The sequence below is a fragment of the Corallococcus silvisoli genome (genome assembly GCF_009909145.1).
GTDB lineage: Bacteria > Myxococcota > Myxococcia > Myxococcales > Myxococcaceae > Corallococcus > Corallococcus silvisoli.
On the sequence record NZ_JAAAPJ010000001.1, the window covers coordinates 739,358 to 765,816 of the forward strand.

General features: G+C 68.8%; 25 protein-coding genes. 11 read left to right on the forward strand and 14 right to left on the reverse strand.

All coding sequences use genetic code 11. The features are described from left to right. Positions 1 to 2: 2 nt before the first annotated feature. From GTY96_RS02950 to GTY96_RS02960, 3 genes are all read right to left on the reverse strand, one after another. Positions 3 to 593 carry a hypothetical protein gene (locus GTY96_RS02950; protein WP_161663770.1) on the reverse strand — a complete coding sequence of 197 codons (591 nt, stop codon included), beginning with the start codon at positions 591 to 593 and terminating at the stop codon, positions 3 to 5. A gap of 135 nt (positions 594 to 728) precedes the next feature. Beyond that, on the reverse strand, positions 729 to 1,730 hold the full coding sequence (locus GTY96_RS02955; RefSeq protein WP_161663771.1) for an extracellular catalytic domain type 1 short-chain-length polyhydroxyalkanoate depolymerase: 1,002 nt from the start codon (positions 1,728 to 1,730) through the stop codon (positions 729 to 731). Positions 1,731 to 1,746: 16 nt separating this feature from the next. Further along, complete coding sequence (locus GTY96_RS02960) at positions 1,747 to 2,562, reverse strand: alpha/beta fold hydrolase (protein ID WP_161663772.1); 816 nt, start codon at positions 2,560 to 2,562, stop codon at positions 1,747 to 1,749. Positions 2,563 to 2,663: 101 nt separating this feature from the next. On the opposite strand from GTY96_RS02960, the gene GTY96_RS02965 reads away from it, so the two are divergent. After that, a complete protein-coding gene (locus GTY96_RS02965; RefSeq protein ID WP_143898301.1) occupies positions 2,664 to 3,308 on the forward strand; it encodes a TetR/AcrR family transcriptional regulator in 645 nt (214 codons plus the stop codon). 39 nt (positions 3,309 to 3,347) lie between these two features. Here the strand turns inward: GTY96_RS02965 and GTY96_RS02970 are convergent, their stop codons facing one another. Then, on the reverse strand, positions 3,348 to 3,752 hold the full coding sequence (locus GTY96_RS02970) for a hypothetical protein (RefSeq protein WP_161663773.1): 405 nt from the start codon (positions 3,750 to 3,752) through the stop codon (positions 3,348 to 3,350). Positions 3,753 to 3,865: 113 nt separating this feature from the next. Here GTY96_RS02970 and GTY96_RS02975 point away from each other — a divergent pair, with 113 nt between their 5' ends. After that, entirely contained in the window at positions 3,866 to 4,441 is a 576-nt protein-coding gene (locus GTY96_RS02975) for a hypothetical protein (RefSeq protein ID WP_143898305.1), read from the forward strand. A 17-nt stretch (positions 4,442 to 4,458) separates the two neighbouring features. Here GTY96_RS02975 and GTY96_RS02980 read toward each other — a convergent pair whose 3' ends face one another. Next, positions 4,459 to 5,919: an aminotransferase-like domain-containing protein gene (locus GTY96_RS02980; protein WP_161663774.1), complete on the reverse strand. Its 1,461-nt coding sequence runs from the start codon at positions 5,917 to 5,919 to the stop codon at positions 4,459 to 4,461. A 257-nt stretch (positions 5,920 to 6,176) separates the two neighbouring features. Here GTY96_RS02980 and GTY96_RS02985 point away from each other — a divergent pair, with 257 nt between their 5' ends. Then, positions 6,177 to 6,464 carry a DUF2917 domain-containing protein gene (locus tag GTY96_RS02985; protein ID WP_161664125.1) on the forward strand — a complete coding sequence of 96 codons (288 nt, stop codon included), beginning with the start codon at positions 6,177 to 6,179 and terminating at the stop codon, positions 6,462 to 6,464. Here GTY96_RS02985 and GTY96_RS02990 read toward each other — a convergent pair. Beyond that, entirely contained in the window at positions 6,421 to 6,792 is a 372-nt protein-coding gene (locus GTY96_RS02990) for a hypothetical protein (RefSeq protein WP_161663775.1), read from the reverse strand. The genes GTY96_RS02985 and GTY96_RS02990 overlap by 44 nt on opposite strands. A 144-nt stretch (positions 6,793 to 6,936) precedes the next feature. Continuing rightward, a complete protein-coding gene (locus GTY96_RS02995; protein WP_143898312.1) occupies positions 6,937 to 7,758 on the reverse strand; it encodes a carbonic anhydrase in 822 nt (273 codons plus the stop codon). 509 nt (positions 7,759 to 8,267) lie between these two features. Between GTY96_RS02995 and pru (GTY96_RS03000) the strand changes: the two genes are divergently transcribed. The 5 genes from pru (GTY96_RS03000) to pru (GTY96_RS03020) all read left to right on the forward strand — a co-directional run bounded on the left by pru (GTY96_RS03000) (position 8,268) and on the right by pru (GTY96_RS03020) (position 13,200). Further along, positions 8,268 to 8,795 (forward strand): fruiting body development fimbrial-like coat protein PRU, encoded by a 528-nt coding sequence (pru, locus tag GTY96_RS03000; protein WP_161663776.1) that lies wholly within the window; start codon positions 8,268 to 8,270, stop codon positions 8,793 to 8,795. 57 nt (positions 8,796 to 8,852) lie between these two features. After that, positions 8,853 to 9,590 carry a fimbrial biogenesis chaperone gene (locus GTY96_RS03005; RefSeq protein WP_235685296.1) on the forward strand — a complete coding sequence of 246 codons (738 nt, stop codon included), beginning with the start codon at positions 8,853 to 8,855 and terminating at the stop codon, positions 9,588 to 9,590. Next, positions 9,587 to 11,932, forward strand: a complete 2,346-nt coding sequence (locus GTY96_RS03010) for a fimbria/pilus outer membrane usher protein (protein ID WP_161663777.1) — start codon at positions 9,587 to 9,589, stop codon at positions 11,930 to 11,932. Before GTY96_RS03005 ends, GTY96_RS03010 begins: the two co-directional genes overlap by 4 nt. Positions 11,933 to 11,975: 43 nt before the next feature. Further along, positions 11,976 to 12,398 carry a Csu type fimbrial protein gene (locus GTY96_RS03015; RefSeq protein WP_235685297.1) on the forward strand — a complete coding sequence of 141 codons (423 nt, stop codon included), beginning with the start codon at positions 11,976 to 11,978 and terminating at the stop codon, positions 12,396 to 12,398. Between the two features lie 274 nt (positions 12,399 to 12,672). After that, positions 12,673 to 13,200 (forward strand): fruiting body development fimbrial-like coat protein PRU, encoded by a 528-nt coding sequence (gene pru, locus GTY96_RS03020; RefSeq protein ID WP_143898322.1) that lies wholly within the window; start codon positions 12,673 to 12,675, stop codon positions 13,198 to 13,200. Positions 13,201 to 13,383: 183 nt separating this feature from the next. Here pru (GTY96_RS03020) and GTY96_RS03025 read toward each other — a convergent pair whose 3' ends face one another. Both GTY96_RS03025 and GTY96_RS03030 read right to left on the reverse strand, forming a co-directional pair. Beyond that, entirely contained in the window at positions 13,384 to 14,199 is an 816-nt protein-coding gene (locus GTY96_RS03025) for a LytR/AlgR family response regulator transcription factor (RefSeq protein ID WP_143898324.1), read from the reverse strand. Further along, positions 14,192 to 15,283, reverse strand: coding sequence for a sensor histidine kinase (locus tag GTY96_RS03030; protein ID WP_161663778.1), 1,092 nt, complete (start codon positions 15,281 to 15,283; stop codon positions 14,192 to 14,194). Before GTY96_RS03030 ends, GTY96_RS03025 begins: the two co-directional genes overlap by 8 nt. Positions 15,284 to 15,905: 622 nt before the next feature. Between GTY96_RS03030 and GTY96_RS03035 the strand changes: the two genes are divergently transcribed. Continuing rightward, on the forward strand, positions 15,906 to 16,613 hold the full coding sequence (locus GTY96_RS03035) for a hypothetical protein (RefSeq protein WP_161663779.1): 708 nt from the start codon (positions 15,906 to 15,908) through the stop codon (positions 16,611 to 16,613). A 39-nt stretch (positions 16,614 to 16,652) separates the two neighbouring features. Here the strand turns inward: GTY96_RS03035 and GTY96_RS38510 are convergent, their stop codons facing one another. Continuing rightward, positions 16,653 to 18,509: an SBBP repeat-containing protein gene (locus tag GTY96_RS38510; RefSeq protein ID WP_143898330.1), complete on the reverse strand. Its 1,857-nt coding sequence runs from the start codon at positions 18,507 to 18,509 to the stop codon at positions 16,653 to 16,655. A gap of 400 nt (positions 18,510 to 18,909) precedes the next feature. Here GTY96_RS38510 and GTY96_RS03045 point away from each other — a divergent pair, with 400 nt between their 5' ends. After that, on the forward strand, positions 18,910 to 19,173 hold the full coding sequence (locus GTY96_RS03045) for a hypothetical protein (RefSeq protein WP_143898332.1): 264 nt from the start codon (positions 18,910 to 18,912) through the stop codon (positions 19,171 to 19,173). A gap of 109 nt (positions 19,174 to 19,282) precedes the next feature. Here GTY96_RS03045 and GTY96_RS03050 read toward each other — a convergent pair whose 3' ends face one another. Both GTY96_RS03050 and GTY96_RS03055 read right to left on the reverse strand, forming a co-directional pair. Then, a complete protein-coding gene (locus GTY96_RS03050) occupies positions 19,283 to 19,780 on the reverse strand; it encodes a hypothetical protein (protein WP_143898333.1) in 498 nt (165 codons plus the stop codon). Between the two features lie 221 nt (positions 19,781 to 20,001). Continuing rightward, positions 20,002 to 20,883: an aldo/keto reductase family oxidoreductase gene (locus GTY96_RS03055; protein WP_304503192.1), complete on the reverse strand. Its 882-nt coding sequence runs from the start codon at positions 20,881 to 20,883 to the stop codon at positions 20,002 to 20,004. Between the two features lie 91 nt (positions 20,884 to 20,974). Between GTY96_RS03055 and GTY96_RS03060 the strand changes: the two genes are divergently transcribed. Then, on the forward strand, positions 20,975 to 21,883 hold the full coding sequence (locus GTY96_RS03060) for a LysR family transcriptional regulator (protein WP_161663780.1): 909 nt from the start codon (positions 20,975 to 20,977) through the stop codon (positions 21,881 to 21,883). A gap of 69 nt (positions 21,884 to 21,952) precedes the next feature. On the opposite strand, the gene GTY96_RS03065 is transcribed toward GTY96_RS03060, so the two are convergent. Both GTY96_RS03065 and GTY96_RS03070 read right to left on the reverse strand, forming a co-directional pair. Then, on the reverse strand, positions 21,953 to 22,720 hold the full coding sequence (locus tag GTY96_RS03065) for a PA5033 family protein (protein ID WP_161663781.1): 768 nt from the start codon (positions 22,718 to 22,720) through the stop codon (positions 21,953 to 21,955). 769 nt (positions 22,721 to 23,489) lie between these two features. After that, entirely contained in the window at positions 23,490 to 26,351 is a 2,862-nt protein-coding gene (locus GTY96_RS03070; protein ID WP_235685298.1) for a YncE family protein, read from the reverse strand. Between the last annotated feature and the right edge of the window lie 108 nt (positions 26,352 to 26,459).

Here is a 26,459-nt window from a genome sequence, read left to right on the forward strand (position 1 = left end):
GTCTACCGTGCGGCGGCGCGCCGCGGCTGCTCGGCCAGGGCGCGCTGCTCGCGGCGGATGGGCAGCCGGAGCAGCTGGGCGTAGCGCGCGAGCCGGTCCTCGAAGCGGCGCGCGTCGCGGCCCCAGTGCACGACGATGTTCCGCTCGGGGTCCTCCCGGTGCGCCATCGCGATGCAGTACTCATCCTGGGCGCCAATCCAGTCCGGATGGTGGCGGCGCTCGCAGTCCAGGCGGGTGTAGCTCGCCAGGGGCTCATCCCAGGTGAAGGCGCTCAGGGCCCCGGCGCCGCGCAAGGACACCTGGGCGTTGGTCACCACCACCTCCAGCCGCGTCCGCAGGCAGCGCACGAGGTGCGTCACGGATACGAAAAGACCCAGGGTGACGCTCAGCGGGAGCAGCCAGTCCTCCCGCAGGTCCGCGACGCTCATCCGCTGGTCCAGCGCATAGCCGACAGGCAGCACGACGAACACCACGAACCCGAGCAGTGGCCACACCACCCGGCCGAGCAGCGGGCGCGTGGTGAACCGCAGTGGGAGGTCGCCTCCCATGTCGATCTTCCGTGGAACCGGTGAGAGCACTTCGAAGAAGGACATGGGCTGGGCGTCCCGGGGCCGACGATGTGTGTCTTTGCGCCAAGCTCAGCACGGGCGCTGATGCGCTGTCCAGGTCTTGCCGGGTAGTCCTGGAGTCATCGCCGGCGGCCCCTCGCGTCCGCTGGCTCCGGTGCCTCAGCGGGAGTGCTGCTTGAAGAAGTCCCACATGAGGGTGGTGCCGTCGGGCCCGGCGGGGTCCGCGAACGGGAAGGCGTTGTCACCGCCGGGCCACGCGTGACCCATCCCCTGGATTTCGTATTGCTGGACCAGGAGCACGCCGCCGGAGACGTAGTCGCGCACGGTGTACTTGCGGCCTCCTGGCGAGGTGCCGGACGTCACGCGCGCGGGCGAGTTCGACACGCTGTTGTTGTCCGCGCCGTCGTCGCCGTAGTCGTTCGTCTGGAGGAACTGGCGCACGGTCTGCTGGCCGTTGATGGGATTGACGACGTCGTCCTCGGTGCCGTGGACCACGAGCACGGGCACCTTGCGGCGCGGCTTCCCCGAGCAGGCCCAGGCGTCATGGCCCCGGTCGTCCGGCGAATAGATGCTGCCGAAGGTCATCGCGTAGAGGCTGCCCGACGCCGTGGTGGCCGCCTTGTACATGGCGCCCGCGCCCACCATGCCGGCGGTGAACACATCCGAATAGCAGGCCATCAGGATGCTGGTCATCACCGCGCCCGCGGAGACGCCCCCCACGTAGACGCGGCGCGAGTCCACCGCGTAATGGCCCTTCACCCAGTCCACCATGCCCACCACCAGCGATGGCTCGCCAATGCCTCGCTCCTGGTTGGAGGAGAACATGAAGTTCCAGCACTGGGTCGCGTTCGCGTAGAGCGCCTGGTTGGGATACAGCACCAGGAAGCGCTCCGCGTCCGCCTTCGCGTTCAGCCGCGTGAGGCCGGCGAATTGATCCGGATTCTGAAGACAGCCATGCAGCCCGACCACGAGCGGTAGCGGCTCCCCGGGTTGGTAGCCGGTGGGAACCCAGAGCTGGAAGCCTCGGGTGCCCCAGATGTTGGAATAGCTGCCGTATACCCACGCGCCCGCCCGCGCCGGGGCAGCTCCCAGGACCGCGAACAGCGCGCACAACCCCACCGCCGCACGTGAGAGGGTACGGACCTTCCGGAGCACCGACATGTGTCTGCCTCCTGCTTCAGCGAGGACGCGCCATGCGCCCAGGCGACTCGACCTCCCGGAGGAACCCCTCCACCGCGTCGACCACCTGTCCGGGTTGATCCACGGGCGCCGCATGCCCGGAATCCGTCAGCACGCGCAGCCAGGCGTCCGGGAGCAGGGCGGTGTAGGCCTGCTTCGCGGCCAGCGGCGTGTAGTCCCGTTCGGAGTGCAGCACGAGCACGGGACAGGCCACGTCCTTCAGCCTGTCGAGGACGCTCCAACCGGCCAGCCCCCGCGTCGCGCGCAGGTAGACATCCGGCGCGTTGGCGCCCAGTGACTCCACCGCCCGGCGCCGCAGCGCCTCCTGCTCCGGCTTGGGGAACAGCCTGGGGGCGATCCGCTTCGCCAGCGCCCGGGGCCCCAGCAGCCGCAACACTCCCAGCCGCGCCGCGAACTCGAGCTTCCGGCGCAGGGTGCGCGCCACCATGTCCGGCCCGCTGTTGATGACGGTCAGGCTGCGCACCAGGTCCGGCCGGTCCACCGCCAGCTGGAAGCCCATCATCCCGCCCATGGACAGCCCGACGACGTGCACCCCGGACAGCCCCAGCCCGTCACACAGCGCGGCGATGTCGCGGGCGAAGAGCGCCACGCCATAGGCCCCCGCGGGCTTGTCACTGCGACCGTGCCCTCGCGCGTCCGGGACCACGACGCGGTGGTGCGCGGACAGCCGGGGCGCCACGGCCTCCCAGTCGCTGCCCGACGAGCCCAGCCCGTGGAGCAGGAGGATGGGTGGACCCTCGCCGGACGCCTCGAAGTGCAGCGTGACGCCGTCTGGCAGGGTGGACGTGGGCATCGTGGAGTGAACGACTGTTCAGAAGAGGAGTGGACTACGCTGGCGCTCCAGTAGGTCCAACCGTATCTGAACGACCGTTCGTTTTTCAAGGTGTGCTCCCCATGGCGTCTTCTCCTCCCTCCCGGCTGCGCGCGCGCAAGGCGGTCCTTCCCGCCTCGGCGGCGGCTGATGGCACCCGCCGGCGCATCCTGGAAACCGCGCTCCAGCTCTTCGCGAGCCGGGGCTTCCACGACGCCTCCATTCGCGACCTGGCGAAGGAGCTGGAGCTGCGGCCGAGCGCGCTCTACGCGCACTTCCCCTCCAAGGAGCACGTGCTGGCGGAGCTGGTGCGCCTGGGCCATGAGGCGCACCACGAAGGGCTCCGCACGGCGCTGCTGGGCGCGGGGGCCGCCCCTGTCGAGCAGCTGCGGGCCCTGGTCCGGGCCCACACGCTGCTTCACGCGAACCATCCCCAGCTCGCGGTGGTGGTGAATGACGAAATCCACGCGCTGCCGCCGGAGCTGGCGGCGCCCTCCCTGGCGTTGCGGGAGCAGTCCGCGGCCCTGCTCCTCGCGGTCATCGAGCGGGGCCGGACGCAGGGCGTGTTCTCGGTGCCGCACGCGGGCGTCGTCGCCAAGGCGATCTCCGCCATGGGGCTGCGTCTGCCGTACTGGTTCGAGGCCACGCCCGCGCTCGACGCCGAAGCGCTGGCGGACCTGCACGCGGAGCTGGCGTCGCGGATGCTGGGCGTGAAGGGGAAGCGCTGAGCCCAGCGGTGCTCCGCCCGCGAGGCGGGTGCACCCCCGCTACTTCCAGGAGCAGCCTTTGATCTTCTTGCAGTAGGCCTCGTTGGTGGCCGTCTCGCACTTGATGGCGACGCCGCCGCACATGTTGGCTCCGAACATGTAGGCACATCCGGGCTGGCTGCTGCAGTAGGTCTGGGAGAAGACGGCGCAGAAGGTGGCCTTGCCCGTACAGTGGCCGGAGCCCTGCTTCGCCGTCCCGTCCTTCGAGCCGTCTGTTTCGGGAGTGGCGGCGGTGCCGCCGTCCCTGTCCGCGACGCCCGCGTCCGCCTTCGCCGCGGACGCGGCCTTCGCCGCCGCCTTCTTCGCCGCGGCGTTGGTGTTCCCCGCGAGCGCGGGAGCCCCCAGCAGGGCCGTTGCCACCGCGAGTGCCATGAAGAGACCGACGCGCTGTCCGTGATGCACCATGTTCCTCACCTCTCCTGGGGGGCGTCCACACCCACCGCCATCTTCCGGCGCGGCAGTCTATCGTGCGGACCGCGAGTCCGGGCCCCGGGCTCACCGAAGGGGAGAAGAGGCGCATGGGAAACGCATCCGGAAGGCAGAAGCAGAAGCCGCTCATCCTCGACTCGGTCGCGGGCTCCGCCCCGGGCCTCTTCAAGGCGACGTTCACCACCCATCCGGACCGCGAAGGGGCCACGCTGACGGAGTCCTCCAAGCCCAATGCCTATCACCTGCCCTGGAAGAACGGCGACTACACGGAGGGCGAGGTCGACCTCACGAACGAGGAGGTCGAGTACTTCTTCACCTCGGACCTGAGCGGGTGCAGCCTCTGGTACAAGTTCACCGGGGGCCGGATCAAGATCCGGCACGAGGCCCGGACCGACAAGGGCTCCCAGGACGTGCACCGCCTCGCCGGGTTCAAGTGCGTCGTCGACAGCAGCCTGAACAAGGACGACGTGCAGCTCGCGGTGGATGCGGACACGATGATCCGGAGCGCGCAGTTCTACGTCGTCTACGCCCTGTTCGAGCACGAATCCAAGTCGGTCGACTTCCGCGTCCAGCTCGTCCAGCAGAAGAAGAACCTGCTCACGCGGGTGGAGGTCTACGAGCTCGTCAAGGTCGGGTCGGTGGTGGTCGAGTTCCCGGAAGGATAGCCGCCCCTCCCCAGGGCTCAGCGCCGCGACGCGCCCGCGGCCAGTCCTGACGCGAGGCTGCCCAGGGTGGCGATGGCGGCTTCGATGCGCGGCGTCCAGGGCTGTCCGCAGCTCAGGCGGATGAAGTTCCGGTACGAGTCCGGCCGCGCGGAGAAGATGGAGCCCGGCGCGATGCTGATTCCGGCCTCCAGCGCCCGCGCGTTGAGGACATGCGCATCCACCGTGGGCGGCAGCTGCACCCAGAGCAGCATTCCCCCCGACGGCAGGGCCACGCGCGTGCCTTCCGGGAAGTGCTCGGCGACGGCGCCGGCCGCGTGCTCCACCTGCGAAGCCAGGTTGCGGCGCAGGGCGCGCAGGTGTCTGTCATAGCCCCCGTTCTCCAGGAAGGACGCGACCGCCTCCTGGGGTAGCAGGGGGGACGCCACGGTGTGCGTGAACTTGAGCAGCTCCACGCGCTCCCGGAAGCGGCCGGGCGCCACGTAGCCCACGCGGTAGCCGGGCGCGATGGTCTTCGAGAATGAACCACACAGCATCACCTGCCCCCGGGTGTCGAAGGCCTTGCAGGGCCGGGGGCGCTCGGGGCCGAAGTGCAGGTCGCCGTAGATGTCATCCTCGATGAGCGGGATGTCGTGCGCCGTCACCAGCTCCACCAGCCGCCGCCGGCGCTCCTCCGGCATGCAGCTGCCAATCGGGTTGCTGAAGCTGGGAACCACCAACACCGCGGCCACGCGGCGCCGCTCCAGCGCGGCCTCCAGTGCGTCCAGCTCCAGGCCATGGCGCGGGTGGCTGGGGATCTCCAGGGCCTTGAGCCCCAGCGACTCGATGGCGAGCAGCGTGCCGTAGTAGGTGGGCGACTCGATGGCGATGGTGTCGCCGGTCCGGGCCGCGGCGACGAGGCACAGGTGCACCGCCTCGGCCGCCCCTGACGTGGAGATGAAGTCGTCGGCGCCCAGCGCGCAGCCCCACTCCAGCGCGCGCTTCGCCAGCTGCTTGCGAAGCCAGAGGGAGCCGGGGGGGACGTCGTACATCACGCCCTCCATCTGCCGGTCCCTCGCGAGCTGCCCCATCTCCCGGGCCAGACGCCGCGTGGGCAGCAGCTCGGGGGCCGGCCAGGCGCTGCCCAACTGCACGATGCGTGGCTCTCGCGAGGACCGGTACAGCTGTGTCACCAGATCGCTGACGGTGACGGGCGTCGCGGAGGCCGGCGGGCGGGACACCGGGGGCTCGGCGAGCCGGAGGCGTTCCCGTTCCCGTTCGCGGACGTAGTGGCCGGATTGGGGCCGCGCCTCGATGAGTCCCTGCGATTCCAGGTGAAGGTAGGCTTGGAGCACGGTGGAGACGCTGACCCGCTCCCGGGCACTCAACCGCCGCACGGACGGCAGCCGCTCGCCAGGGCGCAGCGTGCCGGCGGCGATGGCGGCCCTCAAGCGCTCCGCGACGCTTTCATAGAGCTTCAAGGAATGGGCGCCTGCGGCCATGGGGACCCCCGTGATGTTTCATCCGATAGCGCGTGGGACATCCACTTCCCAGGTACAGCCTGACGTCGCGGTGACCAGCACAGTCACTCCTCCCTGAACTGTACTGGTCACAATAGTGATTTCCTACATCTGTTCTGGTTTCGCTCCGGAGCGCATGTTGGGTCCATCAGAGGAGGCTTTCGATGGTGGACCGTTTCACATGGCTCTTTCCGCGCTGGGTACGAGCGTGGCTGGGGGGCGCAGCGGCGGCGGAGGAGATGCCAGCCGTGTGCCTTTCCTCGGGCGGGCTGTGGGGCATGCGCCTGCGCGGCCCCTCGCGGGTGTTCACCTGCGGGGAAGGCGAGGTCTGGCTCACGATTGAAGGCGATGCGCGGGACCATGTGCTGCGCGCCGGAGATTCACTGAGGCTGCCCGCGGGGCACGTGGTGGTGCAGGCCTTGCGTGCCGCGCGCTTCCGCGTGGATTCATGCGCACGCGAGCCCCTTCCGCTCGGGGATGCGTTCACGTCACCACGTCCGACGAAGGAGGACCCAGGTCGCGCTTGAAGGTGACGCGGACCTCGCGCGGCGCCTCCTCGCGGTAGGTGAAGTCCACGAACAACCGCCCCCCGTTCGCGGGCGCGGTCCAATCGCCGCACCAGCTCTGCATTTCGTCTGACGCGTCGAAGCTCCACAGGTCATGACCGAGCTGTCGCAGCTCTTCGATGATCGCGGAGGCCTCCGGTTCAGGTTGAACCGCCGCGCGGAGTCGAGCCTGGAGGAGCGTCTCGAGTTCCTGCGTCAACGCATCCACCGCCGCCGCGCTGCTGAAGGCCGTGGCATTGAACCTGGGGTCGAGCACGGCCACCTCTCCCACGAGCTTGTCATGCTTCAAGACGACAAGCCCGCGGGACCTCGTGCCGCGCGCGGCAGGTCCGCGCGCGTCATCGAAGCTCCCCGGCAACAGCACACATCCACGCCGCCGCGACGTCCGGAGCGTCGCATGGCATTGCCAGGGAAGAGAGGGCTTGGGGGCTCCTCAGTAGCCGCCGTGGATGGCGATGGTGCGCCCGTTCAGCGGCTGCACGGGGCGGTTGTTGGGGTTGAGGTGTGGCAGTCGCTGGAACGCGGCGATCTGCGAGTCGGACATCTCAATGGGGTGCGTCATCACGAACCACTGGAGTCCTTCGCTGCACGGCGGCGTGGTGAGCGAGCCCGCGTACTGGAAGAACGCCTTGTTGCGCGGCAGCAGCGCGCTCGCGTTGATGAGCGCGCCCGTGGGAGCGCTCTGCTCACCTTCGTGCTTGGGCAGGTGCAGGAAGGCATTGAACAGCGCCGCGTTCACCGAGCCCTCCTTGATGAGCACGCCCACGACCACCGCGGCGTTGCCGCTGGCGTCCTTGTGCACCAGGTGCAGCTCCAGCGGGTACTGCACGCCGTCTTCCGTGTGCTCGCTGGGGGTGTGGAAGTGGAACTGTGCGAGCTTGTACTCGGTGTTGCCCAGCCGGAGCGTGCTGCCGGCGTCGTAGGTGAACTCCACCGTGTGGCCCGTGTTGGTCATGCGCACGTGGCTGGTGAAGTAGTTGAAGCTGGGAGCATTCAGGTGGGGGTGGTCAGCGGTCGCCGTCGACAATGCGACGGGCGACTGGGTCGTACCCGCTGAGCAGCGCGCGTTCCCGGGGAGCTCGGCCCAATGGTCGGGGCTCAGGCTCTGCGAGTAGCCGAAGTGGGTCTCCTCGCTGTTCGTGGTGACGGCGGCCACCCCGCGTGAATCATCCGCGGAGGCGCCCGAGGCGAGGAACAAGGAGGACAGCAGCGCGCTCCGCAGAGCGCGCACGGAGACAGTGCGAGAGACAGTCATGGATGGAGGGACCTTGGGCACATGCTGGGGTGTGCACGGGCCGGGCGGTACGGGCTTCGGGCCGGTGTCGCCCCGCTCGGGAGGGCGCTCGCCGTGCCGCGAGCCGGCGGCGGTGGGCACCCTCGGAGTGCCTTTTGCCCTGAAATACGTCCCAAAGATACTTTTTCGGTTATTCCAGATATGGCGGAACGATGTCTCACCAGCACCCTGAAGACAGTACATGCGTCATTCCTGGTGGGGGAGTGGGGGTGTGACAAATTTGAAACATTTGATTCTGGCCTCGCGGAGTACCTCGGCGCCCCCCGCCATACAGCTTTGGAGGACAAGGCTCGATTGAAAAGACAAACCAAACACGGTGGTTGTTGGCGAAATACAAAGAAACGAACGCGCCGAACGTGAAGTGGCGCGCTCCGCGTGGGGTTGTCCCTGGGCGCGGGTGACGCAACGTCCCAGGTTGCCGCCGCCAGACGCGAACCGGAATTCACCGGCCGGCTGGTGGAGCATGGTCAATGAAAGCATTCAAGAACGCTCTCGCCGTCCTCGCAGTCGCCTCGTCACTCGCCGCCGTCTCGTCCGCTCACGCCGCCACCGCGACGGCCAACCTCACGGTGACGGCCACGGTGGGCTCCAGCTGCAGCATCAACTCCGGCGCGCTCAACTTCGGTAACTACGACCCCATCATCCTCAACGCGTCCACGGGCGTGGATCTGCTGGGCTCTGGCACGCTGAGCGTGCAGTGCACGCTGCTCGGGACGGCGGTCGTCACGCTGGGGCAGGGGGCGCACTCGGCCGCGGGGTCGACGGACGCGGCGCCGTTGCGGCGGATGCTGAACACGTCGTCGACGAACTACCTCAACTACTCGCTGTTCCAGGACGTGACGCGCCTCATCGTCTGGGGCAACACGGCCGGTACGGGCCTGCCGTACGTGGGCACCGGTCTGAGCACCCCGGTCATCGTCTACGGCACCGTGCCCAAGGGGCAGAACGTCCCCTCCGGCACCTACAACGACACGGTCGTCGCCACCATCACCTTCTGATTCGGGACGGCGAACATGCGCACAAATCTTCTCTCCTGGGCTGACGGCCTGAAGTCAATGGCTGTCTTGGTATGGGCTTTCGCTGGCATCTCGAGCGCTGCATCGCTCGAGGTGAATCCGGTCCGCGTTGAACTGGGGACGGGTGCCCGCGGGGTGGTGGTCACGGTGAAGAACCAGAGCACCGAGCCGACACGGTTCCAGGCCTCGGCGCATACCTGGGTCCAGGATGAAGAAGGGCGCATGACGCTCGCTCCAACGCAGGAGGTGTTCTTCTTTCCTGCGATGTTGTCGTTGGAGCCAGGAGAATCCCGCCTCATCCGGGTGGGAGTCTCCTCGGCTCCGCAGGACAAGGAGCGCTCCTTCCGGCTCGTCGTGGAGGAACTGCCTCCCCTGGAGCCCGCGGTTTCGGCCATGGGCCTCCGGATCCTCACGCGCGTCTCGATTCCGGTGTTCGTCGCGCCCAAGCGCAAGGAGATTTTGGGCCGCGTCGAAAAAATCGAGCTGCGCGAATCAAAGTTTCGCTTCCAGGTGGCCAACGCCGGCACCGTGAACTTCTTCATCCGCCAGACGCGCGTGCGCGGGCTCGACGCCCAGGGCAAGCGGTTGGTGGAACGGGAGCAGCCCGGCTGGTACGTGCTGGCCGGCGACAAGCAGGTGTTCACGCTGGATGTCCCCGCGGACATGTGCGGGCAGGTCCGTTCCGTGGAGGTGGAGGCGGAGACGGACAGGGGAGTCATCCACCAGAGCGCGCCCGTCACCGCATCCGTTCCCTGCGAGGCAGCACCCCAGCCATGAGCCCCTTCCCCCCGTCAGGGATGCGCGGGACCTGGCACCTGACGCTCGCGATGTCCCTCCTCCTGCTGGGCGCGACTCCCGCTCCCGCGCAGGAGCCGGCCGTCGGGGTGGCGAGGACGCCCCAGCAGCTCAGCCCCATCGTCGTGGAATTCACCTTGAACGGCGTCGCCCGCGGGGACGTCTTTCCCGTGCTGCGGGATGGCGACGTGCTGGTGCCTGTCTCCGCGCTCGAGTCCTTCGGGGTCGACGTGGCGCGGCTCGGCGCGCGGCGGGAGGTGCTGGGTGCGGAGACCTATGTCTCATTGCAATCCCTGCCGCCTCCGGCCACGTTCCAGCTCGACGAGCGCGGTGCCAGCCTGCGCTGTGACTTTCCTCCCTCCGCCTTCAACCAGACCCGCATCGACCTGGGGGTGTTCGCGCCCCCCGGCTACAAGGTGAGTGGCAGCCCGAGCGCGTTCTTCAACTACGCGGCCCGGGCCCGAAACACGTTCCTCACGTTCTATGGCGAGGCCGGCGCCTCGCTGGGGCGGGGCGTGTTGACCACCCAGGCGCGGTGGAACCCCGGCGAGGCGCCGCTCCGGGGGCTCACCCAGCTCACCGTGGACTTCCCTGAAGCCATGGTGCGCACCGTCGCCGGCGAGGCGACGGGGTATGGCGGCGTGCTCGGCGGCGGCGCGGTGGTGGCGGGCCTGCACGTGATGCGCTCGTTCGAGCTGAACCCCTACTTCGTGCGCAACCCGATGCAGGACATCGCGGGGGATGTCACCACGCCGTCCACGTTGGAGGTCTACGTCAACAACCAGCTGGTGCGCCGCACGGAGCTTCCGCCCGGTCCGTATCGGCTGGAGAACCTCACCGTGCCCCGGGGCGAGGGCACCACGCGCTACCTGGTGCGAGACGCCTTTGGCCGCGTGAGCGAGGTGAATACGTCGTACTCGCTCAGCGGCCAATCGCTCTCACCGGGCGTGGCCGACTACCGCCTGTCCGCGGGCGTGGAGCGCGAGTCGCTGAGCACCCGGAGCTTCGACTTTGGACGGGGGCTGCTGCTGGGGACGTTCCGGATGGGCGCGACGCCGTGGCTGACGCCGGGAGTGCGGCTGGAGCTGGCGACGAACATGCTCAGCACGGGCGCTGTCCAGTTGTTCCAGCTCCCCTTGGGCGAGCTGGAGCTGTCCCAGGCCATCAGCCGGGGCGAGGGCCGCACCGGCGCGGCGGCGGGCCTCGTCTATGCCCTCCAGGGGCAGCGGGTCGGCGGCTCCGTCTTCTCCCGGACGATGAGCGCCCACTACCTCAACACCAGCCTCCAGCGGGATGACGACCACCCGATGGTGGAGACGGGGGGCGGCCTCTTCCTCGCGTTGGGCAGCCGGGCCAGCGTGAGTGGCCAGGCGGCGGTGACGCGCTGGCGGGAGCGCGGTTGGACCGTATGGGCGGGGGCCACCACCGCCGCGCAGGTGACGGACCGGGTGTCGGTCTCCCTGTCCGCCAGCCGCAGCCAGGAGGCGCGCGGGCTGGCGTCGTTGGAGGGCATGCTCTTCCTGAACGCCGTCCTGGACGCGCGCACCACGGGGTCGGTGGGGCATGTGAGGGGCACCGGTGGCGGCGACACGGCACTGGACATCTCCCGCGGCGTGCCATTGGAGGGGGGCCTGGGCTTCCAGGCTCAGGCCCAGCTGGGCCGGTTCGATTACGCGCGGGGACGGGTGGACTACGAAGGCGACGTGGGCCACTACGCGGCGGGCCTGGAGTTGCAACAGGGCAAGGCGGTGGGGCTGGCCGAGGTCTCCGGCGGACTGGTGGCCATTGGCGGTGGCATCCACGCCACCCGCGCGGTGGACCAGGGGTTCGCGCTGGTGCGCGTGGACGGCGCGGAGAACATCGGTGTCCTCCTGAACAACCACCTCATCGGGAGGACGGACTCCCAGGGTGAGTATGTGGTGACGCGGCTTCAGTCCTACAGCCCCAACCGCCTGTCCGTGTCGGACGAGGAGCTGCCGCTGGAGGACTACCTCCCGACGACGGAGCGGATGGTGGCGCCCTGGTTGCGCGGCGGCGTGGTGCTGGACTTCCAGAAGGAGTCGGTGCGGGCCTTCCGGGGCCGGGTGGTGCTCGCGTCCGGCACCGGCGCGCTCGCGTATGGAGAGCTGCGCGTCGACGCGGACGGGAAGCAATGGCTCTCGCCGGTGGGGGCGGGCGGGGAGTTCGAGCTGGTCGGCGTGCCCCCGGGCCGCTACGCGGCGACGGTCCGCCACCCCATGGGCCGCTGCTCCGTGGCCCTGGAGATCCCCTCCAAGGCGGGCTCGGTCATCGACCTGGGAACGGTGAGGTGTGTCAATGAATAGGCGCGCGGTCGTGACACGAGTAGGAGCCCTGGCTTTGGCGGGGATGTGCGGGTTGTTCCCCGGGACTGCCGGGGCCACCTGTCAGTTGAAGAGCATCGTCGGGGTGTCGTTCGTCAACTACACCAGCAGCGCCGTGTTGCCGCTCGACTCGGACGGGAGCATCAGCTTTCGCTGCGATGCCCAGCTCATCCCTGTCACCATTGACTTGAGCCAGGGGAGTTCGGGCAGCTACGTGTCCCGCACCCTGAAGGGGCCCTCCAGCAGCTCCCTCAACTACAATCTCTACACGGATGTGACGCGACTGCTTGTCTGGGGCAACGGGCTCTCAGGTACCGCGCACTACGGCCCGGTCATCCCGCTGCTCGGCGCGGACGTGACGCTCCCTGTCTATGGACGGATTCCCGCCGGGCAGAGCGTCGCCGCGGGCAGCTATACCGACACCCTCGTGGTGACGATGACCTTCTGAGGTCGCGCCGCTTCAGGGCGGGGGCGAGCTCGCTCCAGTGACGGCGGAAGCGGGGGCTGGGTGTCCAGCTCCAGACGGCCCTGGAGGACGAGTCTTGATTCAAAAGACAAATCAACCCCGAGAGTCAGCGGCGAAATACAAAGGAACGAACGCGCCGAGCGTGAAGTGGCGTGCTCCGCGCGGGGTTGTCCCTGGGCGCGGGTGACGCAACGTCCCAGGTTGCCATCGCCAGACGCGAACCGGAATCCACCGGCCGGCTGGTGGAGCGTGGTCAATGAAAGCATTCAAGAACACCCTCGCCGTCCTCGCAGTCGCCTCGTCACTCGCCGCCGTCTCGTCCGCTCACGCCGCCACCGCGACGGCCAACCTCACGGTGACGGCCACGGTGGGCTCCAGCTGCAGCATCAACTCCGGCGCGCTCAACTTCGGTAACTACGACCCCATCATCCTCAACGCGTCCACGGGCGTGGATCTGCTGGGCTCTGGCACGCTGAACGTGCAGTGCACGCTGCTCGGGACGGCGGTCGTCACGCTGGGGCAGGGGGCGAACGCGGCCGCGGGGTCGACGGACGCGGCGCCGTTGCGGCGGATGCTGAACACGTCGTCGACGAACTACCTCAGCTACTCGCTGTTCCAGGACGTGACGCGCCTCATCGTCTGGGGCAACACGGCCGGCACGGGCCTGCCGTACCTGGGCACCGGCTTGAGCACCCCGGTCATCGTCTACGGCACCGTGCCCAAGGGGCAGAACGTCCCCTCCGGCACCTACAACGACACGGTTGTCGCCACCATCACCTTCTGATTCGGGACGGCGAACATGCGTCCAAGGCTTGGGGCGCATGCCGCTCGCGCCGACGCAGGAGGTGTTCTTCCTTCCTGCGAGGGGGGCGCTGGAGCCGGGAGGGTCCCACCGCGGCCGGGTGGGGCGCTCCTCGGCTCCACGGGACAAGGAGCGCCCCCGAGGACCCTCTGCCTGCGCGCCTCTTCAGAATGACTGGCGCAGCAGGGCCTCCACCGCGGCCTTGCGGCCCGGACTCAGGCGCAGCCGCGTGCCGTCGCGGAGCACCACGACCCAGCCCTTGTCCACGTCGGGTTCGAGCTCGCGGATGCGCTCCACGTTGACCAGCGCGGAGCGGTGGACGCGCACGAAGCGCCGGGGATCCAGCCACGCCTCCACCTGCTGCAACGTCTCACGCAGCATGGGCTTGCGCGCTCCGGCGTGCAGCACCACGTAGTTGCCCTCCGCCTCGCACCAGTCCAGCTCCTCCACGGGGACCAACAACACCTTGCCGCCTGTCCTCACCGCGATGCGCTCCACCGGGCCCTGCGCGGCCGGGCCCGGCGGGGGTGGGGGAGGGGCCCGGTGCTGTTCGAGCAGGGACGACAGGTGCTTCAGCAGCGCCTGGTCCTTCCCCACGGCGCGCTGTCTGCGCGCGCGCTCCAGCGCGTCCCGGAAGCGCTGGTCGCTGAAGGGCTTGAGCAGGTAGTCCAGCGCGTTCGCTTCGAAGGCGCGCACCGCGTACTGGTCGAACGCCGTCACGAAGATGACGGGAGGCATCCGCTCCACGCCCACCGCGCGCAGCACGTCGAAGCCGTCCACCTCCGGCATCTGCACGTCCAGGAAGACGAGGTCCGGCGGCTCGCGCCGGAGCAGCTCCACCGCTTCACGGCCCCCCGCGCACTCCCGCACGCAGACGGACTCCGGAGCCTGGGCCAGCAGTTGTTTCAAGGTGTCCCGGGCCAGGGGCTCGTCGTCCACTACCAGGACGCGCCATCCCTCCCGGCGGTCAGGCTCATGCATGGGAAGGTCTCTCCAGGTCCGCCATGTCTTTATTCCACTCCAGGAAGGGCAGCTCCACCTTCGCGACCACGCCCCCCTCCGGCAGGTCCTCCAGGGTCAGGCCATAAGGCTCACCATAGAGCTGTCGGATGCGGGCGCGGGTGTTGGTCACGCCAATGCCCGTGCCTCCGGCGCCGCCCGCCCCGAGCCCCGGTCCGTCGTCGCGCACCTCGAGCAGCAGGCGGTGCCCCTGCCGCGCGCTGCTCACGCGCAGGTGGCCGTGGGCCGCGCGCCGCGCGATGCCGTGCTTGATGGCGTTCTCCACCAGGGGCTGGAGGATGAGCGCGGGCACGCGGGCCTTCAGCGTGTCCGGCGCGGGGGCCAGGTGGACGTCCAGGTGCGCGCCGAACCGGAGCTGTTCAATGCCCAGGAAGCGCCGCACCAGCTCCAGCTCGTCCTCGAGCAGCACCTCGTGGTCGCCACGTCCCTCCAGGCTCGCGCGCAGCAGGTGTCCCAGCTCCGCGATGGCCTCCACCGCCTCCGGGTTTCGCTGCTGGCGGACCAGGCCCGCCACCGCGTTCAGTGTGTTGAAGAGGAAGTGCGGATCCAACTGGGCGCGCAGGGCCTGCAACCGGGACTCCGCGAGCCGCACCGCGAGGCGTGACTCCGCCAGCTCCCGTTCGCGCAGCCGGCGCGTCGTGCGCAGCGCGGTCCACGCCGCCAGGAAGAGCAGGTACTCGAAGTAGCCGAGCGCGCCCCGTTCGAGCAGCAGCCTCCAGGTTCCTTCGAGGAAGGGTACGCCCATGGCCCCCCATCGTTGGAGCGCCGCGAGCGCCCCCGCGAGCAGCAGCAGGTGCACCTGGACGAAGCCGGCCCCCGCCACCAGCAGCACCCCCAGACCGCGGCCCAGCCGAGGGCGCTCTAGAGGGACGCGCTGGAAGACAGCCAGCACCAGCGGCCCGAGCACGGCCCATGCGCTGTAGGGCACCAGGGCCAGGGCCCACTTGAAGAGGAAGTCGCGAGGCTCCTCGGCATAGGCGCGCAGGGCATGGGGGATGGCGCCCAGGGTGCCCGCCGCCATCCCCAGGACCCAGATCCGCCGCATCGTGGCCGGACGTGGGGACGGCTCAGCGACCGTGACCCCGTGATGCGTTCCCCCATGCGTCATGGTGTTCTCACAATCCCCTGACGGCAGCCTAGCGGAAGGCGTGGGGGCCGTGTGCGCGCTGGCGGAAAAGCCGAGCCCCCTTTCGGCTATCGTCCGCCGCGACGTGACCCGAAGCCCTCCGGAGCCATCCCCCGACGACGCGCCGCCCGAGTCGCGGGGCAGAACGGTCTGCGCGCTGGGCGAGGAGGACGCCGAGGCGTTCGGGGCCCCTGGGGAGGCGCGTGGCCGACGTGCGTCCACCGCGCTCACGGCCCTGCTGGTGGCGGTGGGGCTCGCGCTCCCCGGGGTGGCGCTCTTCCTTCGCCCGGTGGCTCCCTCGCGTCCGGCGATGCCGGTGGAGGCGGCCTCGCGGCCGGAGGAGCCCCGCGCGCCGTCCGCATCGACAGACAAGGCCACATCCCCTGCTCCCACCGTGGAGGCCGCACGTCCGTCGCGAAGGGACGCTCCCAGCGCACCCCCTCGAACGGCCCAGAGAGTGGAGGGTGCCCCTCGCTCCCAGGGACCCGAGGCGCGGTCCCAGCCCGTCTCGCTCGAGCGTCTCCGGAGCACGTTCGAAGACGTGAGCCTCCCTCCGGCGGCGCGGTCCCAGGCGGCGCTGGAGCTGCTTGACGCGCATTCGACGCGGCAGCATTTCCGGTCGCTCATCCGGGATGCGGACCGCATCAGCCAATTGGAGCTGCCGATGTTCGAGGGCCGGGTTCCCGCCGAGTACGCCGCGTGGTCGAAGCTCAACGCCTACTGGGTCGTGGATGCATTCGACTCCGTGCTGACCGAAGGGCCCCGCTTCCTGAGCATGTATCCCGAGAGTCGCCTGGCGCCGGTGGCGGACATGATGGTTCGCAACGTCACCGCCCGGAACAGAGCCTGGGCGCGCGACCGGCTGGCGAAGCTGGGGGAGATTGGGAATGAAGATGCCGTCGCGGTGAGTGAAATCGAGCGCCTGGAGCGGCTTGGGCAGTCCACCGCCGAGGCCCGCCGGGCGAGGGCCTTCATGAACTGCAAGAGGCGTGGTGCCGCGAGGCTCTTCGCGGATGCCCTCGGCCCTTGCCGTGCCTTCATCGAGGCCTGGGGGGCGGGCACCCACGCGCAGGAGCTCGAGGAGGCCCGCACCGCGCGCCTCCTGGAGATCTCCTCCCTTGCCAGCCTGCGCCGCTACTCCGAAGCCCGCGCGCGGCTCGCGGAGTTCCTCGAGGCGGACCCGGAGGGGGCCCGCGAGAGCCCCGCCCAGGACATCCTCCAGCACATCGCCGCGGACGCCGAGGAGTGAATGCCCTCCCCAGCGCCGCGCGGTCCAAGCCCCCTGATGTCAGGGGAACGGGAGCTTCGTCACGAACGAGTCGGTGGTCCCGATGAGCGAGTTGCCGCCGAAGTTCCCGCTCGTGTACCCGCCCAGGTAGACGTACCCGTCAAAGGTCACGTTGATGCCATTGGCGTAGACGGCGGCCGGAGCACCCGCCGCGAACGCCGGGCTCTGCTGCACCACCGCCAGCCGGGTGCCCGCGGAGTTGAACTTCGCGACGTAGTTATGCGCCACGCTGTAGGCGGTGTTGGAGGGATTGCCCACGTCTCCCTGGCCTCCGCCGCTCACGTACACGCCCGTGTCGTCGATGAAGATGCCTGACGCCCAGATGCCGTACGTCGCGCTGAACTCCCGGGTCCACACCATGTTGCCCGAAGGGTCGTACTTGGCCAGGTAGACATCCCCGCCGGAGGTGGTGTTGGGGTTGCCGCCGAGGCCGCCGCCGCTCTGGCCGGTCAGGTAGACATTGCCCGCGGCATCGGTCTCGCTGCCGTACAGCCAGACCCCGTTGCCGCTCGAGCCGAGCTGCCGGGTCCACTGCTTGTTTCCGGCGCCGTCGTACTTGATGACGAAGAGGTCCTGGGTGCCCATGAGGGGGTTCCCATCCAGTCCGCCCAGGGTCCATCCGGAGACATAGACATTGCCGGATGCGTCAGCGGCCGCCCGCCGGCCGTGGGTAATCTTGCCGGCCACGCCCGCCTGGCGGGTCCACAGCTTGTTGCCCAGGCTGTCGAACTTGGTGACGAAGACGTCGATGGTACCGGTGAGCGTGTTCCCATCCAGGCCGCCGTAGGTGGACCCCATCAGGAAGGAGTTGCCAGAGGTGTCGAACGCGGTGTCGTAGCCCTCCGTGTTGAAGCCCGCGCCGCCGACCTGCCGGGTCCACTGGCGCGCGGCGGTGTAGCGGTACTTCGTCAGGAAGGCATCCCGGTTGCCAATCTTGGGCGTGCCGTCCACCGAGCCGTCGGTGAAGCCCGCCACGGCGATCTCCTCGAAGTTGGAGCTCGTCGCGATGCCGTAGCCCAGGGCCACGCTCCCGGGCGCTCCGATGGGCTTCGACCAGGTGATGACACCGTCCCAGTTACGGGCCTGGATGAAGGAGTCCATCAGGCCCACCATCGGGGCGCCGTTCACTCCGCCCGACGTGTAGCCCGTGACATAGGAGCGCCCCGCGGAATCTCCCGAGAGGTCCATGACCTGGGTGGGCGCCCCCGCGGCCCCGAAGGTGCGCGTCCAGACCGGCGTGGCGGGGTTGGTGACGCCATCATTGGCGCAGGTGATGAGCTCCAGCCTGCTGAGGGAGATGACGACGATCCCCGCCCGCGGGTCGTTGTCGTCCGTCACGTTCAGGCGGTACTTGATGTAGCTGGCGGGCGCGGCCAGCGTGAACTCGCGGCGGTCGTTGCCGGTCCAGCTGCTCTGGTTGGTGCGCGTGTCGAGCACGGTCCAGGTCGAGCCGTTCCAGCCATCGAACGTCCAGTTCTTTGGGGCGCGAGAGGTGAGGCCGGGCCCATTCCAGAACTCGAGCGCATAGCGATGGATGGTGGTCGTGGTGGAGGGCTGGTAGGCGATCCACGCGGGTGCCTGGCCCTCCGCGGAGATCCACATGGTGGTGGCGTTGTCGAAGGCCTTCCAGGCCTCGTAGTCAGCGCTGTAGACGCCCGAGCGCGTCACGGCGCCCGACGGTGTCGACGGGCCGGTCATCACCGGCACCATGTTGCCGCAGACGAGCGGCTGGGCCGTCGTGGCCAGCGGCGCCGCTGGCTCGGTGTCGGAGGTGTCCTCGCCCTGGCAGCCGGGCAGGGACGTCAGGAGCAGGGTGCTCGCAAGAAAGGTGCTGCGCAGGATGCTGAAGGCTTTCACGGAAACTCCTTGGCCGTCGCGCGAAGAGCGCACGACGTGCGAGAGGAATACCGATCCAGCCGAGACAGCCGGGGCGTTATGTGACGAAAGCGCCCAGGCGCGGGACGAGTCCGCCGAGGGGCGGGGCCGACCTTGGCTTGTCAGGGGGCTGTCTGGCTCCGCGCCCGTGAAACGTGAGGGGCGCGCCTCGACGAGGCAACGGCCAGTGCCGAAAGGAAGGTGCTTGGGCGTGAGCGAGGCGGCATGACTCCGCCGCGTTGAAAGCGCCCCATGAGACGGAAGCGGTGCGTCAACAATCTGTGAGCAGGTGTCAGCGCTGACATCATATTTCAGGGTCTCGTGTGTTTCTTGAAAGCCTGGAGTTTGTTAGGATTTGAAGCGCAACCCTGACGGAGGACGCATGCGAGCGAGCATTGTCGGTGGCCTGTCGCTGATGGCGTTGATGGCAGTGGGCTGTGGTGGTCCCGTGTCCCAGGAGGAGGGACCTGACCTGGCTTCGCAGGAGGCCACGATCCCTGACTGTTCCAACAGCCCGGACTCCTTGACCATGTACTTCAAGGACGCCACGTACACGGAGCAGATCGGTGGTCGGGGCTGCCACTGCGGCACGTGGGAGAGCTGGGGCAGGTCGTCGATCTACCAGCAGTACGTCAGCGATTGTTAGGTCGTCCGCGCCCTCTCCCGCGCCTGGAGCGGTGAACACTCCAGGCGTCAGGAGCGCTGAACGTCACGTGGAGGAGGGCATGGGGAGGCCACGCCCTCCAAGTCTTGGGTTACGCGAGGCTCGGGACCTGGCTCATGCCGAACGTCGGGTCTTGAAGCGAAGCCTGTCCGGCCTCTGCGTCCCCGCTGAGCTCCGGGACCGCGTCCGCCCCCTGCTCCAGCGAGCTGGAGTCGAGCGACAGGGGAGACGGGCCCGTCGAGCCCTGCGAGAAGCTGTCGGAGAAGGGTGAGCCGCCCGAGGCGCCCTGCGCGCCCGTGAGGCCTTGCACGCCCTCCGTGACGCTCTGGAGCAGCTGGGTGATGCTGCTCAGCACCGAGAGGGCGCCTTCGAGCAGCTTGCCAAGCCCTTCCGCCTTGCCCGCGCCGCCCGCGTCGAAGCCGTCCTGCTGCAGGGCCGCCATCAGGGGAGAGCCCTTGCCGCCCACCTTCTGACCGGAGGCGGCGCCCTCCGCCGGGCCGGAGAGGCTGGGCGGGCGGGAGACAGCGGACGCCTGGGCGGGAGCGCGGGTGAGGGAGGCCGGGCTGCTGCGAACGGAAGAGATGCTCATGGCGGGAGGCTTTCGGAAGAGAGGGAGTGCGGCGTTCAGCGACGAGGACACACATAGCAGCGGGCGTGCCAGCGCCTTGGAGCCCGTGGGGTGCGCGCAATCCGTTGATCTTGTTTGGAAGTGCGCGCGCCGGCGCCCCCGCCAACGTGCTCCCCCCTGGTGACCGCTGTCATGGGCTGATGTTCGCGGTCACCAGTGCCTCTCACCTTCCGCGGCGTGAGTCAGGCGGAGCCGGCGCCCGCGATGGAGTCCAGCGCCTTGAGTGAATCGTCAGGCAGGTGGAGCTTGTCCGCGGCGAGGTTCTCCCTCAGGTGCGCGACGGACGAGGTGCCTGGAATCAGGAGGATGTTGGGCGCGCGGCGCAGCAACCAGGCGAGGGCGACCTGCATGGGCGTCGCGCCGAGGCGCGCGGCGACATCGGACAGGGTGGACGACTGAAGCGGGGTGAACCCGCCCAGGGGGAAGAACGGCACGTAGGCGATGCCGTCTCGGGCGAGGGCGTCGATGAGTGCATCATCGCCGCGATGCGCCAGGTTGTACTGGTTCTGCACGCAGACGATCCTGGCGATTCTCCGCCCTTCCGCGAGCTGGGTGGGGGTGACGTTGCTCAGCCCGATGTGCCGCACCAGCCCCTTGCGCTGAAGGTCGGCCAGCACGGTGAGCGGTGCTTCGAGCGACCCTTCCGCGGGGCCGTGGACGCTGAACATGAGCCGGAGGTTGACCACGTCCAGCACGTCGAGCCCGAGGTTGCGCAGGTTGTCGTGGACCGCGCGGGTCAGCGCTTCGGGCGAGAAGGCCGGGTTCCAGGAGCCATCCTGGCCGCGCTGGGCGCCGATCTTGGTGACGATGACGAGCTTGTCGGGATAGGGCGCGAGCGCCTCGCGGATCAGCTGGTTGGTGACGTGCGGGCCGTAGAAGTCGCTGGTGTCGATGTGGTCCACCCCGCTCGCCACGGCCTCCCGCAGGACCGCCAGCGCGGCGGCATGATCCCTGGGTGGGCCGAACACGCCGGGGCCCGCGAGCTGCATCGCTCCGTAGCCAAGTCGCTTCACATCACGGTCGCCGAGGGCGAAGGTGCTGGACTGATCGATACCGGGCATCATCCATCTCCTTTTGAGATGAGGCATCGATAGACGTATTCCGTCCTCGCGATAACGGGGGGCAACTCGAACAGGTTGTGCGGAGTGGCGAACAGTGAAGGTCGACCTGAGTGATTTGAACGCCTTCGTGGTGGTGGCGCGCGCCAGGAGCTTCCGCGAAGGGGCTCGGATGAGTGGCAGCAGTGCCTCCTCGCTCAGTGAGGCGGTCCGTCGCCTGGAGGCACGTCTTGGGGTCCGGCTGCTCAACCGGACGACGCGCAGTGTCGTCCCCACGGACGCGGGGGAGGGACTGTTGAAGCGGCTCGACCCCGCCCTGGCGGAGATGGAGGCCGCGCTCGATGTGGTGAATGGCTACCGCGACAAGCCGGCGGGCGCCTTGCGCCTCAATGTCCCGCTCAGCGCGGCCCGGCTGGTGCTGCCGGGCATCATCCCCGGGTTCCTCGCCGCCTATCCCGACATCCGGTTGGAGGTGATGATCGAGGACCGCTTCGTCGATGTGATCGCCGCCGGGTGCGACGCCGGCATCCGCTACGACGAGCGGCTGGAGCAGGACATGATCGCGGTGCCCATCGGGCCTCGCTTCCAACGCTTCGCCACCGCCGCATCCCCGGCCTACCTCAAGCGGCACGGGCGGCCGGAACATCCCCGCGAGTTGCTCGCCCATGCGTGCCTGCGCGGCCGGTTCGCGAGCGGCGCGATGACGCCGTGGGAGTTCGAGCGCGACGGCGAGGTGGTGCGGGTCGAGCCGACGGGGCCGCTCATCGTGCAGGCTGGCGGGGCGACGGAGCTCGCTGTCGACGCGGCGATCGCCGGGACCGGCATCGTGTACCTCTTCGAGGACTGGCTGCGCCCGCATCTTGAGAGCGGCGCCCTCGAGCCCCTCCTCGAGTCCTGGTGGCAGCGCTTCTCGGGGCCCTTCCTCTACTACCCCGGACGGCGACTCGTGCCCGCACCGCTGCGGGCCTTCATCGACTTCATCAAGGCCCCGGCGGAGCAGCCTTGAGGTCGCCGCCAGGGGCTCTGCGGCGCGGCGGTCACGAGCGCGCGGGACGTCGAAGCGGAACGTCCGCGCTCAGCAGCCCGTCTGGGTCGTGGTCGTCGTCTGCCCGGTGCGGTCCTTGAGGATGTACTTGTTCGTGGGCGTCGTGATGAAGAGCTCCGCTCCCGCGACCCCGTCCGAGTCACAGGCCGCGGTGATGGTGAAGGTGGTGCTGAAGGCGTAGTACTGCGAGGTGCGGGCCGAGTCGTGGATGATGGAGATGCCCTGGCCCGTGCTGTTCTTGGCCACGACGACGATGTCCGCGCCGGCGACGCCGTTCGTGTCGATGACAGTGTTGATCTGATACGTCCCCGAGAACGGATAGAAAGTGCTGCTGGCGCTCCGATGCCGGATGACGCTGACACCGCCAATCGATGCCGTGACGATCTCCGAGCCCGCCACCCCGTCCGTGTCGCTCACGCTCACGATCGAAAAGTCGCCGGAGAAGGAATAGAACTGCGACGTCCCTTTCTTGTCGGTGATGACGCTGATGCCGCCACTGGTGACGACCACCACCTCCAGGCCCGCGGTCCCATCCAGGTCCGTGGAGGCGTTGTTGACGGCGAAGCTGCCGCTGAAGGCGTAGAACTTCGTCGTCCCCTTCGATGGATGAAAGATGGAGACGCCCGTCAGGCTGGTGGTGAGCTGGTCGATGGTCCCGTCGCCGTCGAAGTCGCCGCTGGCGGTGAGCGGCGCCTGCTGGGTCGCGGGGACTGGATCCGCGGACGGCTCCTCGGGGACGTCGCCACATCCCAGTGCAAGCACGACGGCCGCGAGCGCCGCACCGCGAGCACCGAACATCCAACGCCACATCCCAGTCGTTCGTGACAGGTTCTTCATGGTGTCTCCCACAGGGACCTGTGAGGAAGTTCGGGTCCCCCCAGGGAGAATCCTGCCGCCATCGCGCTTGAATTGTAAGGGGAGCGGGGCGGATGAGAATCATTGCGCCGCGCAACAATAATCCAGACAAGAGGATGGGTGGTTGTCATGGGTGGCGGTCGAATGGAGGATCGCGGCCGCCTCGGGTTTGACGTTTTCCATTGAAGGAGCCATGACGCATGAAAAGACAGTCGACTTTCGTCTGGGGTGCCGCGCTCTTCGTTGCCGCCTGTGGTGGGGAGATGGAGGCAGGGCCGACCCTGGCGACTCAAGAGGCAGCAGCCCTCTCCCCGAGTGATCCGCTGGTGGGCACCTGGTGTCATCCGAGCTGGCCCGGATGCTTCACCCTGTACAGCAGCGGTTCAGGGTACATGTCGAGCGGTGGAGATGGTTGCTGGCTGGCGGGCGACCTGAAATTCGCGGGAGTGACCGCGGGTGCCACCCCCGGGACCTACGTGGGAACGCGCTACATGTACGGTTCAGGGGTTTGTGGCCACCCTGCTCCCCGCTCCGTGACCATCACCCTGACGGGGCCCGACACCCTCACGGAGGTCGCAGGCGACTTCACGACGAGCTGGACCCGTTCGCCCTGAAGCGGTCGAGCGCGGCCCTCCACACGGATGGATGAAGGCCCCGCCTCTCCGGACGCGCCGGCGAGGCGGGGCCTGGGGGGCCACGAGCGCCCGGCCCGCTACTGGCCGTCAAGCCTTCCATCCAGGTTCCGGTCGAGCGCGATGCGCGTGCCGGAGCCCGGAGGAACCGCGGTGAAGGTCACCTCCTGACCCAGCGTGTTCGCCAGCGCGCGGAGGGCCTGGGGGGTGATGTTGGCGGTGCCGTCGTCGGGCTTCCACGTGCCGGCCACGCGGTCGAACAGGAAGCCCTTCACGCGGGTCCCGATGGCGGCCTTCGCCACCAGGTCGGCCTCGTACGTGGAGCCGCCCAGGAGCTTCGACACGAACGGCGCCTTCGCACGGGCCACCAGCAGGTCGATGCGCGGCCCCACCGCGGCGCCGTTCGTCGACGTCAGCGTCACCTGCTGACCGACGATGGGCGCCAGGTCGGAGTCCACCGCCATCATGTAGGCCTCCACGCCCCGGCGGTCGGTGTCGTTCCGGAAGCCCACCAGGGGCCCGCCGATGCTGGTGTTGGAGAAGACGATGGCGCTGAAGAAGCGGAACAGCGTGTCCACCGCGCCGTCATGCGTGAAGCCGAAGCCGCGGATCTGATCGCCCGTGGGGCCGCTCTCCGGGTGCTGGAAGAAGCTGTTGTCCGGGAAGCCGAACATGCCGACCTTCGTGTACATGTTGCGCACGTGGGGAATCTTCATGATCTGACTGATGCCCTCGAAGCTCGAGTGGCCGTCGGTGCCGAAGAAGCCCTGCGCGGCGTCGATGGCGTGACAGCCGTTGCAGCTGAAGCCGGTGTTGGTGCCAATCGCCAGGCCGTCCACGCGGCGGCTGCCGAAGAAGAAGTCGCGGCCCGCCGCCTGCGTCGAGGTGAGCGAGTTGTCCAGGTTGCGGATGGGGTTCGGCGGCAGCTGCACCTGGAGCTGGAAGCTCGTGAACCGGTTCATCTCCGCCTCGGTGGGCAGGGTGGCGCGGCCGAGCAGCCCCTGGAAGGCGACGATGAAGTTCTTGAAGGAGAGCGCCTCGTCGTAGGCGCTCGCGCCGAAGAACCCGGTCGAGCGGTCTCCGCGCCAGTGCATGGCGCCCGAGTTGGACATGCCGCGCAGGGTCTGCGTCGTCATGGGCCCCTTCATCGGATGGAAGGAGTCCTGGTTGCCGGTGCCGTTGATGTCCGAACTCGGGTGGCCGGTGAACAGGCGGAAGGCGCCAATCTCGAGGCTGCTCGCGAGGCGCTTGTCGATGGCGTTGGTGGACACCGGGTCGTCCGGGTTGCCCAGGTCCCAGGCGATCTCATCCTTGTCGCCGAAGATGTGGCAGCTGGCGCAGGAGGCCTCGCCGTTGGCCGAGGAGAAGTTCGCGTCGTAGAGGAGCGGGCGGCCCTGCACGACGGAGTCGGGCTCGGGGTTGTAGAGCGCGGCCGCCGCCACCTGTCCCTTCGTGGCGAGGTCGATGACCTTCACCGCGTTGTCGAAGCGGGTCATCACGTAGAGGCGGTTGCGCGCCTCGTCCAGCACGAGGCCGCTGGGGCCGCCGCCGCTCACGGGGATGTAGTTGGCGCTCGCCGTCCTGGGGTTGAAGGTGTCCGCCTCCAGCGCCGCGGTGTCGAAGACACCGACCTTGCTGGAGCTGAACGCGGCCACGTACAGCTTCGCGCCGTCGCTGGAGATGGCCATCTCCGTGGGGGTGGAGAGGCTGTGGTTCTTGGCCGTGAGGTCGAAGCCGGGGGCGCCGGCCAGCTTCGAATAGTCGAGGTGCTTGTTCAGGTGGCGCGGAGACACCGACGTCCCCTTGATGACGGTGATGCGCATCTTCGCGATGTTGCCCTGCACCGTGCTGCCGCCGAAGGCACCGGGGCCCTCGAAGCGGGTGAGGTTGTTGGCGTCGCTGTTGGTCGCGTACACCACGCCTGTCTTCGGGTTGGTGGCCAGGTTGAAGACGGTCGTGCCCACGCCGGTGTAGAACGCCTGTTGTTGCAGGCCATCCGCGTCGATGGCGAAGACGTCCTTGTCTGGCAGGTTGAACCGCACGCCGTTGTTCCAGTCGCGGCCGAGCGTGTCCTCCCATCGGCCGCGGGTGCTGTTCCATTGGACGATGAGGCCCGTCTCCGGGGCCTTCGCACCCTGGGCGTTCGTGGCTGGACCGGGCAGCCCGCCTGGGAAGAGGTTGTTTCCCCACGGGAACGTGTCCGGCAAGACGAGACACACGCCCGCGTTGCCGAAGCCGTTGCAGACGCTGTCCATGTTGATGGTCGTCGTCCGGTTTCCGGACTGGGCGATGGCCGCGTACACCGTCTTCTTGTCCGGGCTGACGGCGAGCGACCGCGGGGTGTCTCCGAAGAGCGTCAGGATGCGGACGGGCGTGCCCCCCAGCGTCGTCCCGAGGGACGCGGGGTTGAAGACCCAGATGTCCGCGCGGCCCACGCCGGGCGTGCTGAGCTGCGGATCCCCCGCGCCGGGCACGGAGGCGATGGACGGGTCCGTGCGCTGCTGGCCGCGGTGCGCGGTGGAGATGAACGCATGGCCGTTGGCTCCGGCGAACACGACGTCGCGCGGTTCGTCACCCACGAGCAGCGTGCGCACCACGTGCGGCGTGCCGCTCACGCTCACCACGCTGATGCTGTCGGACAGGTGGTTGACGACCCAGACCTCGGTGTCGCTGCGCGCGGCGACCGACACCGGCTCCAGGCCCACCGGCACCTCCGCGACGAGCGACAGGCCTCCGTTCGTGACGTTGAAGACCGCCAGGCGGTTGTCTGGCGTGTTGACCGCGAACAGCTTCGTCCCGTCGGGAGAGAGGGCCAACGGGCGCACGTGCGCGCTCTCGAACTCGATGAACGAGGGCGCCTGGGCAGCGGCACGCGAGGAGACGAAGAGCGACACCGCGGCGCACAGCAGACGGGCGTGAGCGCGCCACCGGTTCTTGCTCATTCCCGCTAGGGGGTGACGGACCATGGGGATCTCCAAGGGAGCGAGGAATAACTGCTCAAGTTGAATTACCAGTGAGCACCGCGACATCGCCCCCTCCGAAGGGAGGGG